Below are 11,590 nucleotides of genomic sequence, written 5' to 3' on the forward strand. Positions count from 1 at the left end.
GGGAAGAAACTGGTCATTATCATCCAACCCCCTTTTTGGCAGACCTTGTTATTCAAGTTGTTTGTATTGTTGTTGATTGCTGCGGCGATCATAGGCTTGTACAAGGAGCGTTTAAATTGCATTAAGAAAAAGAATGTGGTCCTTAACCGTATGGTGGAAGAAAGGGCCATGGAAATTATAGAGAAAAATCAGATGCTGGTCAGGAAAACCGAAGAACTGAATTCAATTAATGCTTTGCTTGAAGAACATCAGCAACTTATTGAGAAACAAACGGAAGAGCTGAAGGTCCAACGGGATGAGCTTAAAAAGCTCAACTCTTCCAAGGACAAGCTTTTTTCCATTTTAGCTCATGATTTGCGCAGTCCGTTTAACTCCATACTTGGATTTTGCAGGTTGTTAATCGACAATTTAGACAACTATTCCCATGAGGAAATCCGAAAATATCTGCAGATTATTAACGATACCTCCAAACATACATTCGAATTGCTTGAGAATCTTCTTCAATGGTCACGTTCACAAAGGGGTACTATTAAATTCAATCCCGTTGAATTTGAAATAGGGCTGCTTGTTTTTGGCTGTTTGAAAATTTTGGATGAGCAGGCTTTAAAGAAACAAATAACTATTAAAGTGCATTTAACGGGAAAGGAAAAGCCGGTGAAAGTTGATCCCAACATGTTCAATGTCATTATCAGAAACCTGGTTTCTAATTCGATTAAATTTAGCTACCCGGGAAGCACAATTGATCTGACTTTGGATTACCAGGGAAATGAACTTCGTGTTTCCGTCGCTGATCAGGGAATTGGAATGTCTGATGAATTGATCAGTAAGATTTTTCATACAGATGTACCGGTTTCAAGGAAAGGTACTTCTGGTGAAGTTGGTTCAGGACTAGGAATATCGCTTTGTACTGATTTTATCTCCAGACACGGTGGAAAATACTGGGTGGTAAGCCAGGAAGGCAAGGGAACTATCTTCAATTTTACCATACCCTATATTTATAACGAACCCGTCAGTAAAGATTGACCATAGAATAATTCAACGTTTATTTGTGTTATACTGGTTCGGGATAATATTTATTCTTTTCTTTAAATTGGGGTATTTTAGGTATTTTTGATTTTTAAACTTCAAAGAAATATATCTGCTGTTTATGTTTGTTCGTTTAAACTATCTAAAATATCAGTTATTTAAGATCTTGGTTTTCCTGATTTATCCCTTTTACTGCCTGGATGTTTCTGCAGGAGAAGGCTTATGGGTACCTGTTTTGCTGAACAAATACAACATTGAAGAAATGCAGCAAAAAGGTTTTAAACTCTCGGCAGAAGACATCTACAGTATAAACCATGCCAGTATGAAAGATGCGGTTCCTATTTTTGGCCATGGATGCACAGGAGCTGTTATTTCGGATCAGGGGCTTCTTCTTACAAATTATCATTGCGGTGACGGGCAGATCAAATCTCTGAACAACGGCGCTCATCAATATCTGGCTGAAGGTTTCTGGGCATTTTCCCGGCAACAGGAATTGCCTTGTCCGGGGTTGTCTGTCACTTTTCTGGTCAGAATGGAAGATGTTACAAAGCAGGTGCTTTCCTTTGTCAATGACCAGATGAACGAGGAAAAGCGCATTGCGATTATTCATGCTGTTTGCAGCCAGCTTGAAAAGAAAGCTGTACAGGGTACATCCTATAAAGCTGAAATAAAACCGCTTTTTAAAGGGAATAATTATTATCTCTATGTTACTGAAGAATACAAAGATATTAGGCTGGTTGGTGCACCTCCTGTCAGTATTGGAAAGTTTGGCGGTGATAAGGATAACTGGGTTTGGCCCCGTCATAATGCCGATTTCGCTTTATTCCGGATTTATGCAGGTAAAAATAACCAGCCTGCTTCCTATTCTCCCGAAAATATTCCTTTCCGGCCGGCAAAATATTTCCCCATTTCTTTAAAAGGTGTCAGGGAAAACGATTTTACCATGGTAATGGGCTATCCGGGATATACAGACGAATATCTTCCTTTTGCAGCCCTGAAACAATTGATGGAGATTGACAATCCTTCTAAAATATTGATCAGGCAGACCAAACTTGATGTTCTAAATGCTGCCCTGTCGAAAAATCCTCAACTGAAGGCAAAATATGCGGATAAAATATCCAATTTGTTGAATTATTGGAAAAAATGGTCGGGCGAAATATATGGAATAAAAAGGATGAATGTATTGGCCAGGAAGAGGGAGGATGAAAAGCAGTTTACTTCCTGGGTTCAGGCCGATAGCATTCGTAACTATCGTTATGGCCATATTTTGAGTGATTATCAGCAGTACTACAACGAACTCAAACCTTATGTTTTAGCGGGTGATTATTTTTATGAGGATACTTATACGCTTGATTTGATGAATTTTGCAACTATGTTTAAGCCTTTTTTTTCGCTCACGGAACTTTCTTCTAAAGATCAGGTAGATAAAGCGGTAACAAATTTGCTGGCCAATTATAAAACATTTTATAAGAATTATGATAAGGAGACGGATAAACAACTTTTTATTAAGGCTGTAACTCTTTATCGGTCGAAGGTAAACTATGGATTTTGGCCTTCTGCATTTAATAAAATTGACAGGCAGTTTGGAGGCAGTGTCAAAAAATATGTGAATTATTTATATTCTACCTCATATCTGCCTGACAGCAACAGGTTGGTTGACTTTCTCCATACTTTTTCCGTAAAGCGGCTGAAACAGTTCTATCACGATCCGGCAATTGAATTTTATTTTAGCCTGGTTAATTTGGCTTTTCAAAAGATTTATCCTGCCTTGGACAGCATCAATCTTAAAATTGACTATTTAAACAGGATATATCTGGAGGCTTTGAAGCAAATGAAAGGGGATCAGAAGCTTTATCCCGATGCAAACCTCACTCTTCGGTTGTCGTACGGGCAGGTGAGGGGGTATAAGGTTGCAGATGCTGTCTCCTATAATTATTTTACAACTCTGAAAGGCATGCTGGAAAAACAAAATGACAATCCTGCCGAGAATCAGGTGCCTGAAAAATTAAGAAAACTTTATTGGGCTAAAGATTTTGCCCCTTATGCCGATAAGGATACGATGAAGTTGTGTTTTTTAGCCGACAACCAGACTTCCGGGGGAAGTTCTGGCAGCCCTGTGATTAACGGGGAAGGGCAGCTGGTTGGGCTTAATTTCGACAGAAACTGGGAAGGAACCATGGGCGATTTAAGCTTCAACCCTGATATTTGCCGCAATATTTCGGTTGATATCCGCTATATCCTTTTTATTATTGACAAATATGCCGGGGCCAAAAATCTGATCAGCGAAATGGATATTCATTTCCGCTAATGGCTATGGCTTTCTGATTTGCCCCTTGCCCTGTATAATCCATTTGTAGGAAGTCAGCTCATTCAATCCCATAGGGCCTCTGGCATGAAGTTTCTGGGTGCTGATGCCAATTTCTGCGCCCAGACCGAATTGTGCGCCATCAGTAAATGCTGTGGATGTGTTTGCATAAACAGCAGCAGCATCAACCCTTGCCAGAAATTTTTCTATATTTTTCTCATCCTCTGAAATGATGGCCTCACTATGTTTTGAACCGTATCGGGTAATATGGTTGATGGCTTCCTCCAGATTGTCAACTGTTTTAATGGCCATTTTAAGGGAAAGGAATTCTGTTCCAAAATGTTCCGGAGTGGCAGGATATAAGAGTTTCCGGGGATATTTCCCGTTTAATGAGGCATAGGCGGGCCCGTCAGCAAAAATTTCCACTTCTTTTGCTGCAAGCGGAGCAAGCAGTGAGGGAAGGTCATTTAATCTGAATCGGTGGATAATGAGGCAGTCCAGGGCATTACAAACACTGACCCTCCGTGTTTTGGCGTTTTCAACAATGGCTTTCCCTTTTTCCAAATCCCCGCTTTCATCGAAATAGGTATGCACAATTCCTGCACCGGTTTCTATAACGGGTACTTTGGAATTGTTTCTGACAAAATCAATCAGGCCTTTACCGCCACGGGGGATAATCACATCAATCAATCCCACTGCATTAAGCATGATTTCTGTGGCCTCTCTGGAGGCCGGCATCAGGTAAAGTATATTTTCATCCAGGTTATACTTATGAAGTACTTCCTTAATGATTTCGGCAATTGCAATATTTGAATATTCGGCATCGCTTCCTCCTTTCAAGACACAGGCATTTCCTGATTTGAAACATAGGGAAAACACGTCAAATGTTACATTGGGCCTGGCTTCATAAATAATTCCGATTATTCCCAAAGGTACCGTGATTTTTGAAATATTGAGCCCATTGGACAGGGTTTGTTCGAGGATGACTTTTCCCAATGGGAAATCGAGGCGGGCAACGTTTCTAATGTCTGCAGCAATGCCCTCAATGCGTTCCCGGGTGAGTTGCAACCTGTCGTAACAGGGATCGGCAGGATCCATGCGGACCAGGTCTTTGTGGTTTGCTTCCAGGATATACGCGGTTTTGGCAACGGCAGTATCTGCCAAATCGCACAGAACTTTATTGATGGTATCCTCCTCCATAATGGCCAGCTCACGGCTGGCTTCCTGAACCTTTTTTATTTTTTCTGTACAATTTTCCATAATTGACAAGTTGAATTTATTTCGGCTATTTACTGTTTGTCGTATCCGGATTGGCCGTAAATTTTATTTTTCGTGGTTGATGTAAAGGTAATCGTAATGGATCAGGGGCTTTTGGTTTTTCTTTCCGAGGATGCTTTTGGTTTTTTCGGAACTAAACTGAGAAACGCCAAGGGCAATAAAATGGCCTTCTTCATCCATTACTTTAATGATATCGCCTTTATCGAAGCTGCCTTCGGTTTTGGTAATGCCTACCGGAAGAAGGCTTGATGCTTTGTCCTCGCGGAGCAGGGCAACTTTGGCACCCTCATTCACGAATACTGTTCCTTTGGCATATTCTTCGGAATATGCAATCCATCGTTTCAGGGTAGAAGCGCCTTCAAGGGGCAGAAATTTGGTTCCCATAGGTTTGTTATCGAGCAGGTCGAGCAATATATTGTTTCGTTTCCCATTTGCAATATGAACCGTAACTCCTGTCTGAGCCAGTTTATGGGCCATTTTGCTTTTGGTAATCATTCCCCCGCGCCCGAACTGGGATTTGTTGCCCGAAACAAAAATATTAAAATTCAGGTTTGTTTTATCAATGACGGGAATAACCATTGATTTGGGGTCTGAAGGATCGCCATTGAACAGGCCATCCACATTGGTGAGAATAATCAGGGCATCCACATCCATCATCGAAGCAATAAGCCCGGCCAGCTCATCATTGTCGGTGAACATCAGCTCGGTCACCGATATGACATCATTTTCGTTTACCACAGGAAGAATATTGTTTTGAAGCAAGGTGGCAAAACAATTGCGCATGTTTAGGTAATGCAGCCGGTCCCGGAAATCTTCCTTGGTCACCAATACCTGGGCGCATTGCAACCCGTGGGGTTCAAGCAGCTCGTTGTAAGTATTAATGAGTTTTACCTGCCCTATGGCTGCAAACAACTGCCTGGTGGATACCGTATCATGAATATTTTCCGGAAGTTTCACCATACTTCTGCCGGCAGCGACTGCTCCTGAAGAAACAAGGATGATTTCTACCCCTTGTTTTTTCAAAAATGCAATTTGGCTGCTGATGTGCCTGAACCTTTCGATATCTTCAAGCCCGTTTTCAAGGGTAAGCACATTGCTGCCTATTTTTATGACTATCCGTTTGTAAGTCATCCTGCTTTAAAAACTTTATTGATTCTGAATGATTAAAGTTCCGAAGATATAAAATTCATGACAAATATCATTATATCATCGGGCATTTATTTCAACCTGTCTAAACAGGTTGGTTGAAATTTCATTAAAAAATGACTTTTTCCCTCCTGTTTTTTTATAGGAATTAAAAAAATAACGCATTTTTTCACCTTTACCTCCCTTATGAACAATTGGCCTACAGCCAAATGTATGACATTAATAAAATATATTAAATAAAATGATGTAGGATATTTTTTTTTTCTACTTTTGCTTCAAATTGTAAAGAGAAATTCGTCTAGGCAAAGATCTTTTTGAATGTGTGTAGTTAACATATATTTATAAGTATCACCTGTTTAAGTTCGAATTTTAAGGAAAAAATTCCTCTTTGGGTTTTCAGTGGAATTGAAACAGGAGGTTTTAAATATTCCGGATTTTTTCCTGTCGTGAACTTACCGAAATTTGATATTTGTTCCCCAGAAAAATGTAGGCTGTGTGTGGTATCCGGGACTTTTATGCCACTGCCTGTAAATGGTGAGGGATAACCAAGGTGATAAATTATTAACCATATTTTCCCGAAAGGGAAACAAGCACTCAGATTTATTCCGCTATTTGGCCATAAAGGCTGTACCTGACAAGGACAAAAAATTCCTGAATTTACAAGATGGAGACCAGGTTTTTGGTTTGTTATTTTATTGAATTCTTTATATATGTTCATTATTGATTTTATGTTCATTATTAATTTAAAGTATTTTTTTTAATTCTATCTATTATGAATACGTTGATGAAACAAAAACTGGGTGGTTTAAGCGAAAGTATTGAAGAATTTTCAGCTAAACTTAACCAGTTGCAAGAACAAGACACTTATACTGTTCTTTGCGATCTCCTCCAAAAACAAATGAAGTCCTTAAGGTATGATCAAATACAGAAAGACGAGGCTGGGAATGTGATCGGTCTGATTAAAGGATTTAAAGATCAGGGCGATATCGTGCTTCTTGCCAATATGGGTGTCGAATTGCAGAATGATTCTCAGGCAAATGGTGAGCATTCGGAAAAAGATAAAACAGGCCTGGCTACCTCCATATTTGCAGGTGGATTAATTAAAAGGTCAATGGCTCCGCTGGATGGTAACCTGATTGTTTGCTGCCTGCCTCAAAAGGAACCTTGTGGCCACCCCATCAAATATCTCTTTAATCATTTTTTGAAAGGAAGAAATATTAAGGGGATAATACTTTGTGAACCAACTGATTTCAATATCAATATTGGGAACAAAGGAAAAATAGAATATGAGATATTGATCAGAGAAAAGGCCGGCAAAGCGCATTTTAAAACTGTAGAATCCACTCAGATTAAGGAAAATTTGATCAGTGAGTTGCAGCATCTTTCCTCCAAACTTCCCAGTGACCATGAATTGGGGAAATCTAGCCTGAAAGTGAGCCATGCCGAATATGGTTCTTCTGAAGTGCTTAGTGGCAACGAAGTTCGTGTAATGGTGGATCGTACCTTCGTGCTGGAAGAAAACACACAGACTATTTTGAAGAATGCAAGAAAGATTGCTCAAAAAGCCTATATAGGTGATAATTCGGCACTCATGCCGAAAGATTTGGAAGAAGGCGATATTCAACTGATAGAATCCAATGTTTATAAGCCTTGGAAAATGGAAAGTCACCATCCTCTGGCCTTACATTCTCTTGAAGTGATGCAGGATAACGACTTACCTGTTTCAATTGGATACTGGCAACATGAAATTACCGATGGCTCCTATACTTATGGAGAACTCGGCTTGCCGACTATTGGATACGGTGCCGGTTATGAGACTGATCAGGTTAAACCGACCATTGAGGATGTGGAAAAATCTATATACGGAACAGCTCTGATTGTATATCGTCATATAGGAATGCCGACCTTTGGTTGGGATGAAAGCGAAATATAAAGAGATTAATGTTAAAATGGAAAAAGAAGAAAGTCAATTGCCAGGTGTAAATATTCTCGTGTTAAATTGTGGCAGTTCTTCTCTTAAGTATCGTATCATCCACATGCCGGGTGAAATCGAGCTTGTTCAGGGAGAAGCTCAAAGGGTAGGAATCAAAACCGATGAGCCATCAAAGATCACACATATTACACACGGCAATAAAAGAGTTATTGAGGGCAATTTGCCTGACCATGTCAGCGCATTTAAAAAGGCCATGGAATTGATTCGTGAGGATGAACAAACTTATCCTGATGTTTACATCGATTGCTTTGGTCATAGGTATGTTAATGGAGGCCGGGCTTATTCAAAGACTACCCGGATCAACTCCAAAGACCTTGAAAATCTGAGGGCAACCATTGGTTTGGCTCCCCTTCATAATCCCATGATTTTCGGGGTGGTTGAAGAATGTGCTAAAAATTATAAAGACAAACCACAGTACATTGTTATTGATAGTGCTTTTCTCTCTACCATTCCTGAAGAAAACGCAACTTATGCCTTGCCTTTGAAGATGACCCAGAAACTGGGACTGAACAAGATAGGCTTTCATGGTATTTCATACCAATATGTAATGCAGCAGGGATGCAAGTTCCTGAACAAAAAGGCTGAAGATTTAAAAATTGTTGCCACTAATTTAGGGACAGGTGGTGCAAGCGTTTGCGCTATTAAAAATGGCGTTGTCATTGATTCTTCAATGGGTTTTACTCCGCTCGAAGGGCTGGTGATGAATACCCGTTCGGGTGATGTGGATATCGCCCTGATGTTTTATCTGATGTTTAGTAATAAAATGTCAACCCTTGATTCTGAAAGGCTTTTCAATAAAAAAAGTGGGGTATTAAGCATTTTTAAACACTCTTCAGATTTAAGGGATGCTCTTCATCAGATTTCACATGAGAAAAACGCTGAGAGGGCTTTCAATATGTTCGTCAACCGTGCAAGAAGGTATATAGGTTATTGTTCCTTGCTTTTGCAGAAACCCGATGTATTGATCTTTACCGATTCTCTGGGCGTTGAAGTGCCCAAGGTCAGGGGAAGTATCTGCAAAGGACTTGAATGCCTGGGACTTGAGATTGATGAGCAATTAAATAATGCTTATGATGGTGGAACAGCCGATATTTCGAAAAAAGGTTCACATACCCGTATCCTGGTTATTCCTACCAATGAGGAAATTATGATTGCAAGAGAAACTTATAAACAAATAGAACATGATCACAGTAATTGATCCCGGTGTAAAAGAAATAAAATTTTGGAGCTTTGAAGGCGACAGCAGTATTAACCGGGAATTAATTAAAGAAAGCACCAGAAGAATTAATAGCCATAAGGGATTATTAGCTTCTACTTTCACAGAATTAAACGGAACCGCCAAGCCTGATGCTATTGCCTTAAGGTTACTCTTTGGGGGCGACCAGTTTGGTGAGAGTGTACTAGTTGATAAAAGCTTTTTCCCTAAATTTAATGAGCTTCTTAGCGTCAGGCCTGCTTATGTTGCAGCTGTCGGTAAGTTTATCGAAATTTTATATGCTGAATTTCCCAATATCCCTGTAATTGCTTTTTTTGAAACAGGATTGTTCCTGAATTTGCCGGAAGCAGACAAGTATTATGCTGTGCCTTATGATTATCTGAAGGAAACAGACTTCCGCCGTTGGGGATTTCAGGGTTTATGGCATAAATATAATTCTGCCATACCTTCTGTTAAGAGCAAGGTGATTTCAATAGTTTTAGATGATTTGACCACTATTTGTTCCGTAAATAATGGACAACCCATGACCATCAGTTTTGGAGGCACCCCCCTGGAAGGGATTATGGGCCGCCGTACTTGTGGTGACCTTGATCCCGGCCTCGTTTTCCATCTGATGAAAAATTATAATTACTCCATTTTTAAGATTGATGACATCCTCAAGAAAAAAAGTGGCTTCCTGGGATTGAGCGGTTATGACGAAGAACTGGATAAGTTGTTTCTCCGCTATGAAAAAGATCCCAAAGTGAAATTTACTTTTGACATTTATAAGGGACAGATTTTTAAATATATAGGTGAGGCAATCACGGGTCTTGACGGGGTTAATTCTATTGTTTTCTCCGGTAAATATGCTAAAGCCTTTAATCCTTTTATAAAAGAGATATTGGATTTTATTTCTTTCCTTGGAATTCAGCTGAAGGATACCCCTTGGGAAAGTTCAAAACGTGAATTTGAAATTACTGAGGCTGGTTCGGAAGTAAGGTGCTTCCTGAATTATCGTCCGCTTCCTGAGATTGTTTCCCAGATGGCCCAGGATGTTGTTAAGGAACTCTTTGTTCAGAAAGAAGCAAAATAAGATGACTGTCAATTAGACTGCAAAATAAATTCAAAAAGCCTTAGGAAAACTTAAGGCTTTTTTGCATTAAAAACAGTATTTATTTGTTTTTCAGAATTATAGCCCTGCTAAAGCAGACTTTAGGCCTTGATTCAACAATAAACCCGGCATCAATCAGGTTTCCGGTCATGGCTTCAAATTCCTTCTTTTTTACGTGAAAACCGGGTTCAACGATTAACAGCTTTCCTCCAGGTTTCAGGATGGATTTGATTTCTGTAAAAAGCCGGTGCTGGTCCGGGACTTCATGAACCACATAAAAAGCCAGGAATAAATCGACCTGTTCAGTAATTCCGATTTTATCCTGCGGACACTTAAATAATTCGATTCTGTCTTTTAATGCTGTGTTCTGGATTTTTTTACGTACGATTTCCAGCATTCCCTCCTGCAGGTCTGCTGCAATAACTTTTCCTGATTCACCCAGCATTTTTGCTATATCCAAGGTAAAGAAGCCGGGTCCGCAGCCAAATTCGAGAATATTCATTCCCGGTTTTATGTAAGGTTTTAATATTTTGGAGGGATTCTGAAATAATCTTCTTAACGGATGCTCTAACATCCCTGCATTTTCAACCGGGCAAACCCGTTGATTTGTTTCCTTTTCCATAATAAGTAGATCTGAAATTAATATTGTTGAAAGTTAGTTTAAATTTTTATTAGAATCTACATGTCCTTTGTTTTCATATAAAGCTTCCGGATCTGCTTCTTCAAGAACTTTCTGGGCTTCTTCGGGATTAAGTGTTTCAACGCTTCTTAATTTACGGTTTATTTGTCTGGTCCTGACACCCACCAGTTTATCAATTTCATCATTGGCGCTGAGGATTTTTTCCTGCGCTTTAGTAAGAACCTTGCCAAATTCGCCGAATTCGGTCTTTACAGCTTTTAAAATGTTCCAAACCTCGCTGCTTCGTTTCTGAATGGCCAGGGTTTTAAAGCCCATTTGCAGGCTGTTGAGGATGGCGGCCAGGGTCGTAGGTCCGGTTACGATAATCTTATAATCCCGTTGCAGTTGTTCCAAGAGGCTTGCCCTTCGTGTTACTTCCGCATAGATGCCCTCAAAGGGCAGAAACATGATCCCGAAATCGGTAGTCCCCGGCGGATCAAGGTATTTGTCATGAATATCCCTGGCCATTTTGCGGATAACATTTTCTATATTTTTTGATGCTGCGTCAATTGCAGCCGTATCGGAAGTATCATAAGCATCGATCAGTTGTTCGTAAACATCCTTGGGAAATTTGGCATCAATGGGCAAATAAACGACGCCCTGGCTGTCGTCTTTCCCCGGAAGTTTGATGGCAAACTCCACGATATCCGGCGATCCTTTTTTCGTTTTGACATTGGCTTCATATTGTTCGGGAGCCAGCAGCTGCTCGAGCAGCATCGACAGCTGTACTTCGCCGATACCTCCTCGCATCTTGACGTTGCTCAGTACCTTCTTTAATCCTCCGACATCCTGCGCCAGGTTTTTCATTTCGCCAAGGCCTTCCTGAACGGCTATCAGCTGTTTACTGACGGTTTCAA

The 11,590-nt window shown here is 40.1% G+C and carries 9 protein-coding genes; 5 read left to right on the plus strand and 4 right to left on the minus strand.

All coding sequences use genetic code 11. The features are described 5' to 3' along the window. Both Q8907_07070 and Q8907_07075 read left to right on the plus strand, forming a co-directional pair. Positions 1 to 1,023, plus strand: a 1,023-nt coding sequence (locus Q8907_07070; GenBank protein MDP4274021.1) for a HAMP domain-containing sensor histidine kinase, incomplete at its 5' end; no start/stop codon positions are given. Positions 1,024 to 1,147: 124 nt separating this feature from the next. Continuing rightward, on the plus strand, positions 1,148 to 3,334 hold the full coding sequence (locus Q8907_07075; GenBank protein MDP4274022.1) for a S46 family peptidase: 2,187 nt from the start codon (positions 1,148 to 1,150) through the stop codon (positions 3,332 to 3,334). Positions 3,335 to 3,337: 3 nt separating this feature from the next. Here Q8907_07075 and Q8907_07080 read toward each other — a convergent pair whose 3' ends face one another. Then, positions 3,338 to 4,591 carry a glutamate-5-semialdehyde dehydrogenase gene (locus Q8907_07080; GenBank protein MDP4274023.1) on the minus strand — a complete coding sequence of 418 codons (1,254 nt, stop codon included), beginning with the start codon at positions 4,589 to 4,591 and terminating at the stop codon, positions 3,338 to 3,340. A 63-nt stretch (positions 4,592 to 4,654) separates the two neighbouring features. Continuing rightward, positions 4,655 to 5,740 (minus strand): glutamate 5-kinase, encoded by a 1,086-nt coding sequence (gene proB / locus Q8907_07085; GenBank protein ID MDP4274024.1) that lies wholly within the window; start codon positions 5,738 to 5,740, stop codon positions 4,655 to 4,657. Between the two features lie 787 nt (positions 5,741 to 6,527). Between proB and Q8907_07090 the strand changes: the two genes are divergently transcribed. Genes Q8907_07090 through Q8907_07100 form a run of 3 tightly spaced genes read left to right on the plus strand, consistent with a single transcriptional unit; the run spans position 6,528 to position 10,036 of the window. Next, entirely contained in the window at positions 6,528 to 7,688 is a 1,161-nt protein-coding gene (locus Q8907_07090) for a hypothetical protein (protein ID MDP4274025.1), read from the plus strand. A 16-nt stretch (positions 7,689 to 7,704) separates the two neighbouring features. Then, a complete protein-coding gene (locus Q8907_07095) occupies positions 7,705 to 8,946 on the plus strand; it encodes an acetate/propionate family kinase (protein ID MDP4274026.1) in 1,242 nt (413 codons plus the stop codon). Continuing rightward, positions 8,930 to 10,036 (plus strand): hypothetical protein, encoded by a 1,107-nt coding sequence (locus tag Q8907_07100; GenBank protein MDP4274027.1) that lies wholly within the window; start codon positions 8,930 to 8,932, stop codon positions 10,034 to 10,036. The genes Q8907_07095 and Q8907_07100 overlap by 17 nt, the downstream gene beginning before the upstream one ends. A gap of 79 nt (positions 10,037 to 10,115) precedes the next feature. Here the strand turns inward: Q8907_07100 and Q8907_07105 are convergent, their stop codons facing one another. Continuing rightward, complete coding sequence (locus Q8907_07105; protein MDP4274028.1) at positions 10,116 to 10,676, minus strand: class I SAM-dependent methyltransferase; 561 nt, start codon at positions 10,674 to 10,676, stop codon at positions 10,116 to 10,118. Positions 10,677 to 10,709: 33 nt separating this feature from the next. Further along, positions 10,710 to 11,590, minus strand: an 881-nt coding sequence (locus tag Q8907_07110; GenBank protein MDP4274029.1) for a DNA recombination protein RmuC, incomplete at its 5' end; no start/stop codon positions are given.

It is taken from the genome of Bacteroidota bacterium (genome assembly GCA_030706565.1).
Classification (GTDB): Bacteria; Bacteroidota; Bacteroidia; order Bacteroidales; family JAUZOH01; genus JAUZOH01.